The organism is Anaerosporomusa subterranea, from assembly GCF_001611555.1.
Taxonomy (GTDB): Bacteria; Bacillota; Negativicutes; order Sporomusales; family Acetonemataceae; genus Anaerosporomusa; species Anaerosporomusa subterranea.
In genome coordinates this window covers 116950-136116 of record NZ_LSGP01000023.1, presented here as the reverse complement: position 1 = coordinate 136116, position 19167 = coordinate 116950, and the positions used below count along the sequence as shown (strand labels likewise).

The 19167-nt window shown below is 46.0% G+C and carries 14 protein-coding genes and 1 pseudogene; 12 read left to right on the top strand and 3 right to left on the bottom strand.

The genetic code is table 11. From position 1 onward, the window contains the following. The first annotated feature begins 124 nt into the window (after positions 1–124). From AXX12_RS14585 to AXX12_RS14535, 11 genes are all read left to right on the top strand, one after another. The gene (locus tag AXX12_RS14585; protein WP_066244258.1) at positions 125–1579 is read left to right on the top strand and encodes a DEAD/DEAH box helicase; all 1455 of its coding nucleotides are present in this window, start codon (positions 125–127) and stop codon (positions 1577–1579) included. A 50-nt stretch (positions 1580–1629) separates the two neighbouring features. Continuing rightward, the gene (locus tag AXX12_RS14580) at positions 1630–2772 is read left to right on the top strand and encodes a tRNA nucleotidyltransferase/poly(A) polymerase family protein (RefSeq protein WP_066244257.1); all 1143 of its coding nucleotides are present in this window, start codon (positions 1630–1632) and stop codon (positions 2770–2772) included. Between the two features lie 320 nt (positions 2773–3092). Continuing rightward, the gene (locus tag AXX12_RS14575; RefSeq protein ID WP_197470735.1) at positions 3093–4031 is read left to right on the top strand and encodes a substrate-binding domain-containing protein; all 939 of its coding nucleotides are present in this window, start codon (positions 3093–3095) and stop codon (positions 4029–4031) included. After that, entirely contained in the window at positions 4028–5455 is a 1428-nt protein-coding gene (locus AXX12_RS14570; RefSeq protein ID WP_082816898.1) for a HAMP domain-containing sensor histidine kinase, read from the top strand. The genes AXX12_RS14575 and AXX12_RS14570 overlap by 4 nt, the downstream gene beginning before the upstream one ends. Beyond that, positions 5452–6114 carry a response regulator gene (locus AXX12_RS14565; protein ID WP_066244255.1) on the top strand — a complete coding sequence of 221 codons (663 nt, stop codon included), beginning with the start codon at positions 5452–5454 and terminating at the stop codon, positions 6112–6114. The genes AXX12_RS14570 and AXX12_RS14565 overlap by 4 nt, the downstream gene beginning before the upstream one ends. A 303-nt stretch (positions 6115–6417) precedes the next feature. Further along, positions 6418–7449, top strand: a complete 1032-nt coding sequence (locus tag AXX12_RS14560) for an ABC transporter substrate-binding protein (RefSeq protein WP_066244250.1) — start codon at positions 6418–6420, stop codon at positions 7447–7449. 79 nt (positions 7450–7528) lie between these two features. Continuing rightward, entirely contained in the window at positions 7529–8620 is a 1092-nt protein-coding gene (locus AXX12_RS14555) for an ABC transporter ATP-binding protein (RefSeq protein WP_066244248.1), read from the top strand. A 23-nt stretch (positions 8621–8643) separates the two neighbouring features. Then, complete coding sequence (locus tag AXX12_RS14550; RefSeq protein WP_066244463.1) at positions 8644–10350, top strand: ABC transporter permease; 1707 nt, start codon at positions 8644–8646, stop codon at positions 10348–10350. Between the two features lie 3 nt (positions 10351–10353). After that, positions 10354–11424, top strand: a complete 1071-nt coding sequence (locus AXX12_RS14545) for an ABC transporter ATP-binding protein (RefSeq protein WP_066244245.1) — start codon at positions 10354–10356, stop codon at positions 11422–11424. A gap of 410 nt (positions 11425–11834) precedes the next feature. Then, a complete protein-coding gene (locus tag AXX12_RS14540; RefSeq protein WP_066244242.1) occupies positions 11835–12749 on the top strand; it encodes an alpha/beta hydrolase family protein in 915 nt (304 codons plus the stop codon). A 69-nt stretch (positions 12750–12818) separates the two neighbouring features. Then, complete coding sequence (locus AXX12_RS14535) at positions 12819–14438, top strand: ATP-binding protein (RefSeq protein WP_066244240.1); 1620 nt, start codon at positions 12819–12821, stop codon at positions 14436–14438. 339 nt (positions 14439–14777) lie between these two features. Here AXX12_RS14535 and AXX12_RS14530 read toward each other — a convergent pair whose 3' ends face one another. The 3 genes and pseudogenes from AXX12_RS14530 to AXX12_RS20310 form a co-directional block, all read right to left on the bottom strand. After that, a complete protein-coding gene (locus AXX12_RS14530; protein WP_066244237.1) occupies positions 14778–15659 on the bottom strand; it encodes an AraC family transcriptional regulator in 882 nt (293 codons plus the stop codon). An 83-nt stretch (positions 15660–15742) separates the two neighbouring features. Continuing rightward, positions 15743–16975, bottom strand: a complete 1233-nt coding sequence (gene fabF / locus AXX12_RS14525; RefSeq protein WP_066244235.1) for a beta-ketoacyl-ACP synthase II — start codon at positions 16973–16975, stop codon at positions 15743–15745. Between the two features lie 464 nt (positions 16976–17439). Continuing rightward, positions 17440–17647 (bottom strand): annotated as a pseudogene (locus AXX12_RS20310) (GrpB family protein); the annotation flags it as partial. Positions 17648–18140: 493 nt separating this feature from the next. On the opposite strand from AXX12_RS20310, the gene AXX12_RS14520 reads away from it, so the two are divergent. Beyond that, the gene (locus AXX12_RS14520; RefSeq protein WP_066244234.1) at positions 18141–19091 is read left to right on the top strand and encodes a helix-turn-helix transcriptional regulator; all 951 of its coding nucleotides are present in this window, start codon (positions 18141–18143) and stop codon (positions 19089–19091) included. Positions 19092–19167: the final 76 nt, after the last annotated feature.

The following is a 19167-nucleotide window of genomic DNA, read 5'->3' as shown; positions in this document are numbered from 1 at the left end:
GTGTTTTGAATAAAACAGAACCCCTGTCCCCCTGTTTATTTGTGCTATTATATGTATAATGAGATACAAACTACAGTAGGCTAGAGATAGGGTAATTCGACGAAAAAATGAGGCTTGGAGCAGTATGAATTTTCAAAATATTGAAGAGTGTGTTTTTAGTAAGGAAATAGCAAAAGCATTAAAGGACTTGGGGTACGAGACGCTCACTAAGGTTCAGGAAGAGGTGATACCCTTAGTTCTTGCACAGAAGGATATCATAGTGAGATCCCAGACGGGTAGTGGTAAGACGGCCGCTTTTGCCATCCCAGTTTGTGAGAAAATAGAAATTGAGCAAAAAAATCCCCAGGTATTGGTTCTAACACCAACGAGAGAATTGGCGGTACAAATAAAACAGGATATTTCCAATATAGGAAGATTTAAAAGAATAAGATGTGCCGCTGTTTTTGGCAGACAACCTATGGAAATACAAAGAAGAGAATTAAGGCAAAGAGTTCATGTTGTTGTCGGTACACCAGGGAGAACCTTAGATCATCTTGACAGAAGAAATATGAATCTGGAAGAAGTGCAGTATCTGATTATTGATGAAGCAGACAAAATGTTGGATATGGGTTTTATCGAACAGGTGGAAGCAATCATAAAGGTTTTGCCTGCTAACAGGCTCACGATGTTATTTTCTGCTACTATGCCAGACAAGATTCAGGAAATCTGTAAGCAATACATGAAGGAACCCATCAAAATAGAAGTTGATTCGGAAAGTCCTAGTTTGGAAAACATTCGGCAAGTTTATTATGAAGTAGAAGAAAATGAAAAGTTCAATTTAATTACTAAAATAATATATAGTGAAAGACCAGATAGTTGCATTCTGTTTTGTAATACAAGAGACAAGGTAGAAAATGTCTTTGAAAAGATGAAGCATAAAGGCTACTCCTGTGGAATATTGCATGGAGGAATGGAACAAAGGGATCGATTGCACTCCATTCATGATTTTAAGAGGGGAGAATTTCAGTTTTTGATTGCGACTGATGTGGCAGCTAGGGGGATCCATATAGACGATATATCTCTAGTGGTCAATTATGATATGCCATTGGATAATGAAAGCTATGTTCACAGAATTGGCAGGACAGGGCGGGCTGGGAATGTAGGATCGGCTATTACACTTACAACAAGAAATGAATATAGGACTTTGCATGAGATAGAGGAATATGTTCATTATAAGATACCGAAACAAGGAATTCCGACGGTGGAAGAAGTGGAAGAAGGAAAGCTGATTTTTAATAATCGTGATGGGATTGAGCGTACATTGAAAATTGATAAAAGCGAAGAATTAAATAGACAGATTACTAGAATTAGGATAAACGCAGGCAAGAAGACGAAGATGCGACCAGGAGATATACTAGGCGCCGTTACTACCATTCCAGGCATTAGTGGAGACGATATTGGTATTATTGATGTCCAAGATACATGCTCCTATGTTGAGATTCTTGGGGGCAAAGGAGATATTGTCATGGAGGCGCTTTCGGTAACAAAGATAAAAGGAAAGATACATACGATAAAAGAAGTAGGCTTTTCTAATAAGTAGCGCATGAAAAGACTGGGCGAGCTGAAAAGTAGAGGGGAAAAGAACATACTATGAGTACTAGTGTATTAACAGAGAAAGGCTTCGCCGAAATTATTGCAAAGAACGGCGGACGTGTTTTTAGAGTCGGTGGTTGTGTCCGCGACAGTTTTATGGGAGTAACACCGAAGGATATTGATTTTAGTATTGTTGGTATGGTTAAGAAAGATTTCAAAATCCTTTTCCCCGAGGCTGAAGAATGTGGCAAGTCTTTTTCCGTTTTTTGCTTGGCGATCGACGGTATAAAGCGTGAAGTTGCCTTTGCGAGAACGGAGCGGAAAGTAGGTAGCGGCTACAAAGGGATCAAAGTATCAACCAAGCCAAAGATCACCATTGAAGAAGATCTTTATAGACGTGATACTACGGTTAACTCCATCGCCCTTGATAGTTTAACGGGAGAAATTATCGATCCTTTCCATGGAAGAAAGGATATAGAAGCCAAGGTACTCAGAGCGACTAGTCAACATTTTTCCAATGATCCAATGCGCGCCGTACTACTTGCAGGGCAATCTGCCAGATTTGGTTTTGCCATAGACCGCGATACGTTGCCTCTTATGATTGCTGCTGCGGAAGAACTTGCTCATGAGCCTGTGGATCGTATGGTTGCGGAATTGGGAAGGGTTTTATCAGAAGCACAGGAACCAGGACGATTTTTCAAGGTTCTGGCAAAAACTAATTTATTGCGGGTTACATTTAAAGAAATCTCAGATTTGTCTGAAGGAGAGCTTAGAAGAGTAATAGACGGACTAGATTCAGTGGCAAAAGCTACACAAAATTCTAAGTTAAGGTTTGCAGCCTTTGGTTTAGTGCTGGGGGAAGAGAGTTTAATCTTATGGAGTAATAGAATGACATTGCCTGGTGACTGGCTGGATGCCGCTGTTGCTGTCAGCCAAATAATAGGCTTCTTGGAAACTCCCACTCCTGAGAAGATTGTAGATACCATTAATAAATTAAGGCGTGGTTCTCTTACTATTGAGGAGTTCGACATCATTGCCAAAGCAGCAGGATTAAAAATCCCAAAACTGGGACCACTGAAAGCGGTAATGGGCTTGCCCAAAGGAGAGGTGGTCCCCAAGACATTAAAGGGGAAAGAAATTGGTGAATGGTTGAGAGAGAAGAATGTGAAAGCCGTTTCAAAACAATTGCATTTCAGGTAATTGCATCTGAAATTATGAATTAATAAAGCAATTCAAAGAGACAATAGTCCAGAAATAACCGCCAGCTTCATATGCATGAGCTGGCCAAGGACAGTTTTCGCAAAGCATATGCTGAAAAACTAAAGAATGGGCATGTTGCTAAAGGGACTCAGAAATAATGCCGACGACAAGAACGATTCACCGTCAGTCAAGACGATGAATCGTTCTTGTCTATTATGCAGGCAATTCTGTAAAATTAAGAGGGATTACCGTTTCCAGGGAGAATAACATTAATAGAAAATTGAAGGGAAAACACACTCTCTTCTTTGGGCGGTCGAATTATGGATCGAAAAGCTTTGCGGTTTGTTTGTTTGCTCACAATTGTGATGGCTATCTGCGGGTTAATGGGGTGCGGCTCTTTCTTGAGTAAGAGCAAGTACCTCGATTTTAAGAAAGTTGAAACGCCGCCGGCCATATCTGCCGTCAATGCGGATTCTCAGTCTTTGCGGGTGGCGATTTCCTCTGTGTTATTGCCGCAGGAGACAGTAGTGTATTACCGCTCCATTGCTAATTTTCTCGGTTGGCATGTGGACAGGCCGGTGATTCTGATTCAACGAAAAAGTTATGCAGAGATTGCACTACTGCTCTTAAATGGAGGCGCGGACATCGCGTTCTTCTCATCCGGAGAATATGCAAACTACAGTGGTTTTGATGAGATTGAGATGTTGGCTAGTCAACAGCGGATGGGTCAGCCATATTATCAGGGGTATATCGTTGTATCGAAGGATAGCGAGATAAGAAAGATATCCGATCTTAAAGGCAAGACTGTCGCATTTACAGATCCTTTAAGCTATTCCGGCTATACATTTTTAGTACATATGCTTCGACAAAAAAACCAGACCCCGGAGACATTCTTCGGACGCTATATTTATACTTACAGTCATGATAATTCCTTTCGCGCAGTCGCAAACAAGGTTGTTGATGCTGCGCCTGTTACCAGACTAGTATACGACCGAGCTAAGCAAAAGCAGCCGGAGCTGGCGGAGGCGGTCAAGATTATTGCTGTTTCGCCGGCAGCTGGGATTGGCCCAGTAGTCGCAGGTAAAAGTGTAAGTCAGGGACAGCGGGAAATCTTGCGAAAGGCCCTGCTCACCATGCATGAAAGCCCGCAAATGACGCCAGCGCTGCAAGGATTATTGATTGACCGGTTCGTGCCGCCTCAGCCAGAGCTGTTTGAACCGATTCGGCGGATGCTGCGAGAAAAGAGAGAGCAGTTATGATGATGTCACGGCTGTCGATTTATTACCGGATAGTGGCGATGGCACTATTTATCATTGCATTGCTTAGCTTTGCCACCGGTTTAATTGTTTGGGATTCTCTTGATGATATTGTTTCGCAACAGCTCCAAAAACGCGGCGCCGAGATCGCAACCCACGTAGCATTGGCCAGCGGAAATTATATATTAATGGAAGATCTGTACAATCTATATGAGTTGGCGGCTCAAACAGCAGCAAGCAGCGAAGATGTGAGGTATATTCTAATCATCGATAGTAACAAGCGACTTTTGGCGCATACCTTTCACGGCGGTATACCGAAGGGACTGCTGGACGATATGCCTGACCTTACTCAGCAGGAAATATCGGTATTTAACTCAAACGAAGGGGTTATTCATGATATTGTTGTTCCCATTGAAAATGGAGCGGTTGGTTATGTTCGGGTCGGAATGACCGAGGAGTATACGCGAAATACGATAAATCAGCATATAAGAGACGTATTGCTTACTGTCCTCGTTATTTGCGTACTGGCTGTATTCTTATCCAGCAGGATATCGGCGTTAATTACGAAACCAATTCGCAATCTAGCGGAAGTTGCCGAATCCATAACACGGGGAAATCTTGTAATTCGAGCTAATATCCGTGAAAGAGGCGAGGTTGGCAAGCTGGCTACTGCTTTTAACGAAATGGCTGCCAGCCTAATACAGGCTAGCGCTGATAAAGAAGTTCTGGTTGGTGAGCTTCTCGCCAAGGAACAAATGCGTGATACGTTAATTGCTAAGCTGATGACAGCTCAGGAAGACGAACGCAAGAGGATTTCCCGTGAGCTGCACGATGAAACAAGTCAAGCGCTAACCTCGCTTATGCTGACAATGCGGGTTTTAGCGGAAGATGCACCGAATCAAGAGCAAAAAGATGCTTTGCTGCTGGGGCGTGACGTCGCCGCCAATATTTTGCGAGAGGTTCGCGATCTGGCAATTGAGTTAAGACCGCCTGCGTTGGATGATCTCGGCTTAGTCGCTGCTATAGAACGGTATAGCGAAAAATTTGCGATCCGACATGGGTTAAACATCGAACTAAATACATCAGGCCAGCAAACTTCTGTTGATGGCCAAATTGCCGTGGCCCTTTACCGAATTGTCCAGGAGAGCTTAAACAATGTTGTTAAGCACTCCGGCGCAACCACTGTGTCAATAAACATAACCTTTCTGCCAGATCAGATTATGGTCACTATAGCTGACAATGGCAGGGGAATTTCTGATTCTGATCTAATTCGGGCGCAGAAAGAAAATCGGCTTGGACTATATGGAATGCGTGAACGGGTAGAGCTTCTTCAAGGCAGGTTAGATATTAGACAATCCCTCTACGGCGGCGCTGAGTTGTCCATTGCAATTCCTCAATACCGCCCGAGGAAAGGAGAGTCATCGTGAAACAAAAGCTTAAGGTGCTACTAGCTGATGACCATAAACTACTCCGCTCTGGCCTAAAACTGCTGCTGCAGCGGAATCCGGACATGCTAGTGGTTGGAGAATCGGCGGATGGTGAGCAGACCATACAACTGTTTGAGCAGCTTCAACCGGATATTTTGTTGCTTGACTTATCCATGCCTGCTATGGATGGAATTGAATGTCTCAAGGAGATCAAAAGCCGTTATCCTGAGGCTAAGGTGATTGTATTAACGATGCACGAAGATGAGAATTATATAAAACGGGCAATGCAAGCAGGCGCCTCTGCTTACGTGCATAAAAGCGCGGCGGACACTGATTTGTTCAAAGCAATTGAGGCTGTGCAAGCAGGTGGTATCTATCTCAGCCAGCAAGATTCCAAACTATTGCTGCACGTTTTACTAAACCGAGAACAGGATGCGATTGATAAAAAAGCTCCTTACATTCTGCTCAGCCCTAGGGAGCGGGAGGTCTTGCGCCTGGTTGCACACGGATATTCGCTAGCTGAGGTAGCGGAGAGACTATCGCTAAGTATTAAAACAGTGGATACGTATAAAGTGCGGCTAAGTGAGAAACTGCAAGCAACTAAAAGGAGTGAATTGGTAAGTTACGCCCTAAAATATGGCCTACTGTCGACTGAATAGTATTTGTAGGGATTTTTCCGACAGTAAGTTGGGGGATTTTTCCGCTACATTGCGGCCTTATGTTGTGTGATAATTTAGAAAATAACACAAAAAGGCTGTTTTTTTCTGCGCTAAGCAAGCCAAGTATCTGCCCTCTTACTGGCGTCCGAACAGACCGATATCAAAAGGATTGCCGTTGTTTTTCTGAGAATCCAGAAGGGAGGTTGTTTTTCTATTTGTAGCGTGCATTTAGGACAAGAGAATGAAGGAGAACGGCTTATACAAGAACCATAATAGTTTAAATATAAGGAGGATTTCAGGGAAATGAGTAAAAAGAGCATTCTTCTGTTAGCAATCGTTATGTTGTGCAGTACCCTGCTCGCAGGCTGCGGCGGCAGCGATAAGAAAGCGGCAACGCCCGCTGCACCAGCAGCAGGCAAGAAACTCATCATTTACACGTCCATGAAGGAATCTCTCATCAGCGGGATAGTTGAGGGCTTCAAGAAGAAAAACCCTGGTATTGAGGTAGATTATCAGTCCGCCGGCGCCGGCAAGCTCATGGCCAAGATCGCAGCAGAGCGGCAGAGCGGCAAAATCCTGGCAGATATTATCTGGACAAGCGAGGTTCCCGATTTCTACAACATGAAGAAAGAGGGCATCTTGGAACAATACAAGACACCACTCCTAAAAGACATCGTAAATCCGTTTGATGACTATGATGGATATTTCACCGCAGCCCGGCTCGGAACCCTCGGTATAGCCATCAATACTGACAAGATTAAGACTCCGCCTACTCAGTGGTCTGACCTGTATAAGCCGGAATATAAAGGCGCTTTCGGTATAGCGGATCCCGCGCTTTCGGGAACAGCCTACATGAGTGTTGCCTTGTTAGAAAAGCAGTTCGGCTGGGAATTCTTTGATAAGTTACGCGCAAATGGCGCCAGAATCGGTAAGGGCTCCGGTCAGGTTGTTGACGACACCGCATCGGGCGAACTTGCTGCCAGTCTTGCGGTTGACTATATAACATACGACAAGATTGAAAAAGGCGCGCATATTGCTCTTTACTATCCGCCGGAACTTTTGCTCGCCCCAAGCCCTGTGGCTATATTCAAGGGTGGTAACGTAGACGCTGCGAAGAAATTCGTGGACTATCTGCTCGATAAGGAAGCGCAGACGCTCATTGCTGGTGAGGGTACGCTGTCCGTACGCACAGACGTAACGTCCCCAGAAAAATTGAAGCTGCCGGCGTCTGCTGATGCTTGGAAGCGCTCCATCAAGATAGACTACGTCAAGATGATGGATTCTAAGAAAGCGACGATAAAGCAATTTACTGATACCCTGCAGGGGAAGAAGTAGGTTTAACAAAGATCATGCTTCCTTCGGCGGGACGGATAGAGCCGTTCCGCCGTTTTCTATCATTAAGGGAGGGTAGCGTATGGCAATCATTCGTGTAGAAGGTATCGCGAAGAGTTACGGTACACATCAGGTACACAAGGACCTCACACTCTCTATTGAGCGGGGCGAGTGTTTTACCCTTCTGGGGCCGTCAGGTTGCGGTAAGACTGTGCTGCTGCGACTGATCGCAGGGTTTGAGACTCCCGACGCTGGGAGAATATCCATTGATGATACTGTAGTTGCAGATCCGGCGGCGGGTATATATATTCCCCCTGACCGCAGAGGGCTTGGCGTAGTGTTTCAGGATTATGCGGTTTGGCCGCATTTGACAGTATTTGATAATGTCGGTTATCCCTTGAAAATTGCCAAACGTCCTAAAAATGAGCTTAAAGAGCGTGTGATGGAATCCCTGGAGATGGTCGGGATGAGCGGCCTTGAGCGCCGTCTGCCGTCCGAGCTTTCCGGCGGTCAGCAGCAGCGCGTGGCTTTGGCCCGTGCTCTTGTCGCCAATTCGTCCCTGATGCTCTTGGATGAGCCGCTGACCAACCTTGACGCCAATCTGCGCGAGGAAATGCGGTTTGAAATCAAAGAGCTGCAGCGCAGGCTAAATATAACAGTCCTCTATGTTACGCATGACCAGGAGATAGCTCTTGCTATCTCAGACCGCCTTGCCATCATGGACGATGAGGGTAGGATACGGCAAACAGGCAACCCGTGGCAGATTTTTGAGCGGCCGTCGGATCCTTTTGTCTTCAACTTTATGGGCATAGCGAACTTCGTCCCTGTGCGGCGAGCCGGGGAGGCCTATTTAGTGGGACGCGGTGAACAGCTCATTCCGTGGGAGCCGCCCAAGGGTGACGCAGCCGAATGGGTCGCCGGTTTTCGCCCATCCGACGTTCAGATTGCCCCGCAAGGAATCGGCCTTAGAGGCACGGTCAAGCGCGCCAGCTTCCTTGGGGCGATGATGGATTATCTCATTGAGGTGGACGGTGCGCATCTGCGCACTAGCATAGAAACACACGAGGCCATATCAAAAGGGCTCATGTTCAAAGAGGGGGAGACTTGCGTGATCAGTTTCCGGGACCTCCTGTGGTTCAATGCCCAAAGCCTGACGGAGGTGGTGAAACAATGAGTACAGTTCCGCAAAAGACCCAGATGCCCACTCCCTCTGGAAATTTCATCTCTAAAAAGAGCAGTTTTGGGGCGGCGCAGATTATCCTCTTTTTCTCCGTTGCCATACTAGTCATTGTAGTGGCTGTTCCCGTTCTTTTGATTTTTTTCAACGCGTTCTGGGTGAATGGCGAGTTTAACATCCGTGATGTCGCCAATATCATTTTAGAACCGGAGACCTATCAGGCCCTGGTAAACTCGCTGATTATCGCCAGCGGCACCACGATAGGCAGCACGATCGTCGGCACCTTTTTTGCTTGGTTAGTAACGCGCACCGACCTTCCCTACAAGGCCTTTATGAAGGCCATGTTCTTAGTACCGTTCATGCTACCGTCTTTTATCGGCGCTCTCGCCTGGAAGATGCTGCTTTCCCCGAATGCCGGGTTCATTAACAAATTTTTCATCAATAATTTTGGCTTTGATGGCCCGATTTTTAATATCTACAGCTACCTTGGCATTGTTCTTGTAGAGGTAATGTATCTGTTTCCTTTTGTCTTCATCCAGGTATGCGGCGCGCTGGAACGCATGGACCCGACACTGGAGGAGTCAGCCCGCATATCAGGGGCAGGGCTTGTCACCATCACCAGAAAAATCACCATTCCTCTAGTGATGCCAAGTATCCTTTCCGGAGCGCTTCTGATCATGCTCTACTCCATGGCGCACTTCGGCACTGTTGCTGTGCTTGGTATAGAAAACGGGATATTCAATATCCCGACACTCATTTACCAGCGCATACACCAAAGCGCGGGAAGTTTTGAGTCAATACGGACCGGTACCGTGCTTGCCACTGTGCTAGTCATATCGGCGGCCTTAATCATCTGGTTGCAGGGGAAGATCCTGAGCAAGGGAAATTATCAGATTATCGGCGGGAAAAGCTTCCGGCCGATGGAACTGAAACTGCGCGCCCTGCGTGTGCCGCTGCTTGTCCTCTGCCTTGTTTACATTGCTTTTACCATTGTCCTGCCTACTGTGGTCATATTCCTTGTCGGCGGCTTGAAGACGTACGGACTGCCCTTCACTTGGGAGAATCTCTCACTGGATAACTATAAATTCATCCTCTTTGACTACAAGGTAACCAAGGACGCAATCTGGAACAGTGTTACGCTGGGCTTAGGTTCGGCAGTCATTACCATGTTCGCCGGAGTAATGATCGCCTACGTCATTGTGAAGATGAAGGTGCGGGGCAAAGGCATCTTAGAGTTTCTAGGGATGCTGCCCTTCTCAGTTCCCGGTTCGGTCATCGCCCTTGGCGTGATACTTGCCTGGAGCGGCAAATTTGGAGTAAACCTGTATAACACAGTCTGGATCATCTTAGTCGCCTATATCGCACGCTACATGGCCTTTTCCCTCAAAGCCAACTCGGCGGCTCTGGCGCAGGTGCATGACTCCTTGGTAGAGGCAGCCCGCTCCTGCGGTGCTACCATGTGGCAGACACTCAGGGATATCGTGTTGCCTCTTGTACGTCCCGGAATGCTGGCAGCCTTCTTTCTGATCTTTCTTCCCTCTCTGAGGGAACTGACCGTTTCCATCATGCTATACGCGCCAACCACCCGTACCATCGGCGTTGCTATCTACACCCTGAACGAGGATGGGGAAACTGTCGTTTCAGCGGCCTTAGCCGGCATTGCCCTGATACTGATCATTGTGGGGCAGACGCTGATCAACCGCTTCACAAGAAAGGCAGGTGCGTAGCAAATGTCGCATGTACGCTTAGTAAATGTTACAAAAAAATTCGGCGATGTTACCGCCGTCAATTCACTGAACCTGGAGATTGGCAAGGGCGAGTGCTTCTCCATGCTAGGGCCGTCCGGCTGTGGCAAGACAACGACACTCCGTATGGTGGCGGGTTTTGAGGACTTAAGCGATGGAGAGGTTTACGTCGGAGATCAGCTTATCTCCTCCCCCAAGCGTAATTATTATCTGCCTCCGGAAAAACGTAACTTCGGCATGGTTTTTCAGGCCTTTGCGGTCTGGCCGCATCTGTCGGTTTATGAGAATGTCGCTTTTCCTCTGCGCATCCGCAACCTTCCTGCCACTGAGATTGAGAAACGCACGAAAGACGCTCTGCGCTCCACAAACCTGCTGAAGGTCGCAGAGGACAGCCCGGCGAACCTTTCGGGAGGCGGCAAACAGCGGGTAGCGCTGGCACGGGCGCTGGCCATCAACCCTGATGTCATGCTCTTGGATGAGCCGCTCTCAAGCTTAGATCCTCATTTGCGGGAGGAGATGCGTTTTGAGATTAAAGACTTACAGAGGAAGTACGGCTTTTCCATTATCTATGTAACGCACGACCAGGCTGAGGCCATGGCCCTTTCAGACCGCATACTGGTGATGAAATTAGGCGTTGTGCAGCAGATTGATACGCCGCTTGATGTCTATAACAAGCCAGCCAATAAGTTCGTCTTCAGTTTTATTGGCCTCTCCAACTTCCTGGATATTGTCTGGGAGGACGGCAGGGCGACTTTACGCGGCGAGAATGCACCGCTGCCGGAGAGCCTGACCCCGCCAGAAGCCATGCGCGGCAGTGACGCGATTTCCTTGGCGAGCCGCCCATCTGAGATAGATTTTGTGAGCGTGGGCGACGAGGGCGGACTGCGCGGAGTCGTCAGCCGCAAAGCGTTTCTGGGCGAAATTATTGACTATCAGGTGAAAATCGGTGGACAGGAGATGCGCGTCCAGAAGGGACGCCGCGCCCCCGGCCCCGAATTGGGCGAAGTATGTTGTCTGCGTTTCTTGCGCCCCTTCTGGTATGCCGGGGAGCAATAGGGTAATTTAAGAGATTCAAACATAAAACGAAAGGTACGCCTAGGGTGTAAGCCCGGAGCGTACCTTTTTGACTCCGTTCGGCTTGGAGGTGGTATTTGCATGAATACATACTAAACTACCGGAATTTAGCAGGGAATCGCGAAGTGACAGATAATGTATGTATTATGGGGTTTTTGTCGTAATTTTACTAAATGAGGGCGCGTACGTGTGGTTGGGCTATATGTCTTTTTGCTAGGAGCGTTAGTCGTGTTCGCTATAATAACAGCATGTTGTTGATTTGGGAATGGCCCTTTCTGTACTTATAGCGGGGACAAGGAACCTGTCCCCGCGTCCCTTCACTAGTGTTTTGGGATGGGGAGAATGTATGGTTTAACAGCGACGAAATACGAGAAAAATTAGGGGAGAGTAGTTTGAGAAAGCATCTATTTTGGCAAATGATTTGCATTCTAGGGTTATTGTTTGGGGGCACAGTAATTGGATTTGCGGGGCAGCCGAGCTATAATACGCTGGAAGTTGGCTCCGGAATGTTTACTATGTCAGAACCCACAGGAGCTACGGATGATGACTTGCGGGTTTTCTATCATCGGCCGTCCAGTTGGACGCCTGATAGACCAGTTGTAATCGTGCTGCATGGAGTAAATCGGGACGCTGATCGATACAGAAATGAATGGCAAGTGCAAGCTGAAAAATATAACCTGCTCATCATCTGCCCTGAATTTTCAGAGAAAAAATACCCCGGAGATCGTTATTACAACATCGGTAACGTAATGGATAGAGGCGATGAAGGTGGCAAGGTACAACCCACTAGTAATCGGGTTTACCCAGTAATTGACCGCGTATTTGATGAAGTGCGCACCCGTTCCGGGTCAACACGTACTACTTACAGTTTATATGGCCATTCCGCCGGAGCACAGTTCGCCCACCGCTTTCTTTTGTTTGCTCAATCAACAAAATCAGATATGATTATTCTTGCTAATGCCGGGTGGTATACTATGCCGGACAGAAATATTGTGTTTCCCTATGGAATTAAAGACATTCCGATGACAGACAAGGAATTGGCCAAAATCTTTGCACAGCCCGCATTCATTTTACTTGGCGATCAGGATATCAATCCCAATCATAAAAATCTCCGGCACACTCCACAGGCAGACCGCCAGGGTGTTACCCGGTTTGAGCGCGGCCACAGTTTCTTTGAAATGACCAAAGTTAAAGCTGCAGAATTAGGAGTGCCATTCAATTGGAAGCTTGTCATCGTGCCTGGAGTAGGCCATTCTGACGCTGGGATGTCGACGATGGCCGCAAAACTGATCGCTGGGGAACAATAATTTTAGTGTATCGACGAGCGGGGAGATAGATGCTCGCCTAAATAGTTTGTATTATTAAGGAGTGCCGAAATGCATCGGAAACAGGTTGAAGCGAAAAAGTATGGGACAAATAACCAATTAGCAAATGAGTTGTCGATTATGAAGCGCCTCCACAACATCAGCATACGCTTCGTATCTGATGATCGCTCGCAAGATTTGCTCGCGGAGATCGTCGAAACGGCGGTCGTCATCACCGATGCCGACATGGGAAATATTCAATTGTTTGATGCACAATCCGGATCGCTCAAAATCGTTGCCCATAGTGGTTTTAAACAGCCATTCCTAGATTTCTTTAGCACTGTCTATCAGGGGCAAGCCGCATGCGGTGAAGCGATGGAGTGCAAAGAACGCGTGATTATTGAAGATGTAACCCAAAGCCCTATATTTATGGGAACGCCATCACTAGAGGTTATGTTGGCGGCTGGAGCACGGGCGGTCCAGTCTACACCGCTGTTCAGCCGTTCCGGTCGTCTAGTGGGCATGCTCTCTACGCATTACCAAACTCCGCGTCGACCAGACGAGCAAGACCTGCAGCTACTCGATCTGCTCGCCCGCCTTAGTGCGGATATCATCGAAAGAGAACAAAAAGAACAGGAGATTAAACGTCGTGAGCAAGAATATAGGACGTTGGTTGAGAATTGTCCATTTGGACTAACTAGGTTTGATACAGATTTACGACACATTTATTTTAACCAAGCGTGCTATTCTTTTTGGGGGGAAACGATAAAACTCCTTTTAGGGAAGACATGGGAAGAAGCAGGTACACCAAGGGAGCATTATCATCCAATGGAATTAGCGCTAAATAAGGTATTAGAAACAGGTCATGAGCAGGTATTTGATACAGAATACCTAGACCAACGGGGCCAAATACGCTATTACCGTAACAGAGCCGTTGCTGAGGCGAATAACTCCGGTATAGTTGATACTCTTTTGGTCATCTCGCAAGATATAACCGCGCAGAAGAAATCGGAAATCGAAATTCAGCGCCTAGATAGGTTGAACCTAGTAGGAGAAATGGCTGCAAGTATTGGGCATGAAGTCCGAAATCCGTTGACTACAGTGAAGGGGTATTTACAGCTATTCCAAATGAAAGAACAGTTTGCTGGATATAGCAGTCAGCTTGACATGATGATACAGGAACTGGATCGCGCCAACGCAATTATCACAGAATTTTTATCGCTTGCAAAAAATAAAACAGTTGAGTTACAGCCAGGTAGCTTGAATGATACTATTTACAGCATAATACCATTACTACAGGCTGAGGCCCTACACTTGGGTCATCAAATCTTTGTAATTACTGGCGATATTCCTACTACCTATTTCAGTGACAAAGAGATCCGCCAGCTTATTTTAAATTTGGTTAAAAACGCGCTAGAAGCTATGAAGCATAACGGGACTATCTCCATTAAAACTTATCAACTTAACGATGAGATAGTTTTAGCGATTGAGGATTCTGGGGCGGGTATACCGAATGAGCTTTTGGATAAGTTAGGAACACCATTCCTAACTACCAAAGAATGCGGTACTGGGCTAGGATTGCCAGTTTGCTATAGAATCGCCGAGAGACACATGGCAAAGATCGAAATTGACACGTCAAGCAAAGGAACAACTTTTTTTATAAAATTCCCCATCAGAACTAAACAACTGTAAAATTTTCTGTTAATAAATTATTAAAGGAGATATGCACGTGTCTTCTGTTTATAGGGCAGAGGACTTTTTCTTTATCATGAGTGTTAACTAATGACACCAATTAGTCGAGGCACCGCTGGCTAATTCAGTAAAAATAAAGAAAGATGAAGGCAATGCAGGATGTCTCGATAAGGTAGTTAGCAAGGATAACAGGGATATCGAAGAGTGTGATTGATAGAATGTGATCGGGACAACGAACCTGTCCCCTCGTCCCTCTCGTGGAAGTGGAAGCTGTCATAAGCCAAAGATGGAACAAGACAGGGAGATAGTCTTCCTGTCTTGTTCCATTACCATTAAATTTCACGCATCAGCAATCGGCTGATAAATGTCCAATTCGCAGTAATTATCTTTGGTGAGCCTGTTATCAATATACTCAAAGCGAAATCTATCCGCAAACGTAAAGCCAGAACTAAAAATCCATTTTGAATACATGTGCACCAGCAAGCGTCCTACCTGTCTGCCGTTGATCTCGTCAGGACGAAAGAAACCAACAAAACGAAAAACTACATATTTATGGGCGGGAATTTCCACACCATGCATCCCGTCAGGAATCTGGCTTAAATCTTCAACTTGCACGGACGGCATATAATAAATAAATCCTTCGTTACTGCCGCTCCAATCGGTGTAGCCGTAGTACACCTCAGGATTGATGACATTCTTCACCTGCTGCCGGTGATGATAAAAAAAGTCCCGCCCGTAGTAATTTGCTGTTTTATCCCCCGATTTACTGAGGATCTTATATCGCATCCCAACCAGGAAGGATCTTTGCCGGAAAACAAAAAAAGGTTTATAGATTGCGGAATTATTCACGGCATAGATATCGTTCAGATTGATCCGCTCCGTAATCCGCAGCGACATTTGCTGCGATCTGACTTTCTGCGGTGTATAGCCAAATTTCTTGCGAAATGCTCTGATGTAAGACTGCTCATAGTCAAACCCATAGTTTAGGGCGATGTCGATGATTCGCATTTTCGTATGGATGAGATCGTTGATGCTCGCCGAAAGTCTCCGGGACTGGACATACTCCATTAAGGATTCCCCGGTGAGCGACTTAAACAGTCTGTGGAGATGGTATTTTGAGATTCCACAATGCAGCGCAACATCATCGAGGCTAATCTTATTCGCCAGATTAGCCTCGGTAAATGTGACACACCTTGCAATCGTTTCTTTTATGTTGATCATGACGCATCCTCAACTTTACACGGTATTGAAACGGCTGGAGTCAACTCCCCGGCTGACGCACCGGAGAGTTAACTCAGCAGCTGTCAAATTGCTTTTAGCACCAGTGTAGCATTATGACCGCCAAAACCAAAAGAGTTTGTCATCGCGTGCGTAATCGTAGCTTCTCTACCCGTATTGGGAATATAATCCAGGTCGCATTCCGGGTCAGGAGACTGATAGTTAATCGTCGGCGGCAAATAGCTATCCCGCAGCGCGCATGCCGTAATGATCGCTTCAATGGCGCCTGCCGCTCCCAATAAGTGACCAGTCATGGACTTTGTAGAACTTACCGGCAACTGCTGCGCATGCCCGGCAAAAACAGTTTTGATGGCTGCTGTTTCATTTTTATCATTTAACGGTGTTGAGGTTCCGTGGGCATTGATATAGCCGACCTGAATGGGATCTATTCCCGCATCCTCAATGGCGAGCCGCATACAATGCACAGCCCCTTCTCCGCCTTCAGGAACCCCTGTAATATGATACGCATCATTGCTGCAGCCGTAGCCAACAACCTCGGCGATAATATGGGCACCTCGCTGCAATGCATGATTCAGTTCTTCAAGAATGACCACGCCGGAGCCTTCGCCAAGCACAAATCCGTCGCGTTCTGCGTCAAACGGCCGGCTGGCCGATGCCGCGTTCGTATTGGTTGTCATCGCCTTCATTGCGCAGAACCCGGCCATTGCCAACCGGGTAATCGGCGCTTCTGTCCCACCCGCAACCATCACGTCAGCGGCATTGCGTTGAATGACTTTGTACGCATCACCAATCGCATTCGTTGAGGTTGCACAAGCGGTCACCACACACTCGGTAAATCCTTTAATTCCGAATTTAATCGCTACCAGCCCGGTTGCCATATTGGTCAGCATCATCGGCACAAAGAAGGGGCTTACCCGGTTGGCACCTTTTTCAAGTAATAGCTGGTGTTGTTTCTCCAACGTTTCCAGGCCACCAATTCCAGAGCCAATGATAACCCCAATCCGTTCCCGATTAATGCTGTCAAGATTCAATTGCGCATTTTCCACTGCCATGCCTGTTGCCGCCAAAGCATACTGTGCAAACTTATCCAATCGCTTAAGTTCTTTCTTTTCAATCCAGGCGCTGGCGTCAAACTCCTTTATTTCTGCGCCGACTTGGGTCGGCAGATCAGATACATCAATATTTTCAATTCCTGTAATGCCGGACTTCCCTTTTCTTATTGCCTGCCAAAGGCTATCTGCGCCTATTCCCAACGAAGTTACGGCTCCCATGCCTGTAATCACTACACGTCGTTTCATTCTTGCTAACTCTCCTTTATTATGCCGTTTAAGTCAATACTTTTATCCGCAATGACAGGGGTACTCTCTTATCTTCAGGCACCTTTTCGCAGATCACGCACTTACTGTAACACACATATTTTCGGAAGGATGAACAACTATTGCTTTCAGCTCGGTTGCGGTCGTATCGGTTTTGGTATTTACGATTGGCTGAAGGGAACCGTACCACTGGTAACGGCGAAAACAAAGAGAACTCCTGTCAAATCCATAGGGATTTGACAGGAGTTCTATGCTTTTTACGGTCAATCTTTATAGATGAACTGAAAATTATTATTGGATAAAAGAAGAGAATTTATGAAAATCGGGCTAGTGTGGCATTCTAAGGTGGGTTGTTCTCATAAGTACTGATGACCGAATGGGTGAAAGTCCCGAGCGTAGAATGTGATCGGGACAACGAACCTGTCCCCTCGTCCCTCCCGTTATACTCATTTTGTGTGGTGATTCCATTCCATAGCTTTTCTTTCTAGTTCTTTAACGAAGTTATCTTTACCATCACAATAAGCCTCAATATCCGAAGGAAACATAGCGGCTAAGCGGCTCTTTAATTCTCCATAATCAAATGCATCCTCGGGGGGGTGTTCTTAAATAATCACGAACCGCTAGATGTCTTTCAATATCATTTGAATTACTTCTGCATGGCACTCGTTGAGATATTCAACGGGTGCCATGCCTTTTTTGCCGGGTCTGCAGCCTGTGGAGGTATAGACTGCCTTTTATGGCTATTTAGCTTTGATTTTTAATGGACTGCAAGCTAATTTGCGAAACTTTCTTGACGGTAACCTTTAGGACCTTTCCGGGAGCTTTCATTTCTGTTAAGACCATTAAGTTCTTGTTATCGCCCGTTAATATTATCGAGGTAACTTGTTTATTATGAATTTGTAAGCAACATTTACCCGAACCAATTTCGATAACTTTGAGGCATAAAGTGATAGAGATTATGTAATGACCAAGTGATGACAGACAGCTGGCAGTAATTTATATCATAATAGAGATGTAAGAGTTATGAAGGTGGTTCCTTTAGTTATAAGAGTGCAACAAGAATATTTACCCGGCATGAAATTAAAGGATAATGTCATGTGCATCCGAAATATGTAGAGAAAGTCTATGTACGGCGGAGGGAGAATACATGCCTAATAAGCTGAATCGATGGATGAAACTTATAAACATTCTTCATAGTCGAAATGGGATGTCGGTACAAGATTTACAGGATGAATTTGAAGTGGGGGAACGCACTATCCGCAGGGATATCGGGGATTTAAAAGAGGCGGGTTATCCGATTGAGTGCAAAATGGGCATTTATACAATTAATCAGAAGTTTAGCCTTAGAACTCTATACCTGGGAGATTCGGAGGCAGTTGCATTGCTTCAAACAATTGATGCCTTCAATCAAAAGGGGTTTCCTTTTTCGCCTGCGTTAGGAGCAGTTAGAGAAAAAATAGTTAATTGTTTATCTCCCCAACTGCGGAGTGTTGTTGAACAAAGACTCGACGTTGCTGATATTGACCTTGTTCAGCCCTGCGAAGTTTGTGATAAGTTATTTAGTAAATTAGAAGGAGCAGCGACAGCTAAACGGCAGGTAAAGATTAAGTACAATGCAAAAACCTCCTCTCGCGAAATTTTTGACAGGGTAGTAGATCCCTACGGACTAGTCTTCAAAGAAAAGGCATGGTATCTTGTTGCGTTCTGCCATACACGAAACGAAATTCGGCTGTTTAGACCGGACCGCATTTCGGAGATTGAGGTTTTAGAAACAGTGTTTTCAATTCCCGAGGGATTTTGCCTTGAGTCTTTTTTTGAAAACAGCTGGCAGATTGGACAAGGAGATCCCGTGAATGTAAAAATCCGGTTTTTGCCTCATATCGCTCAGTCGGCCAAATTAGCGAAATACCATCCACTGGGAAAATACACCGATATGGAAGACGGATCAGTATTATATGAAGTTACTGTTAAAGGACTTTGGGAAATTAGCCGCTGGGCGCTCAGCTTTGGGCCGGGGGTAGAAGTATTAGAGCCGCTGGAACTTAGGGAGCAGGTTACGGATATGCTTGCGAGGGCATGTGATATATATAAAAATTAGGGACATCTGAATGAACTGTAATCGAACTCCAAAAATATTACAAACATCAAGCAACATGGCTGTATAGGAGAGAAGG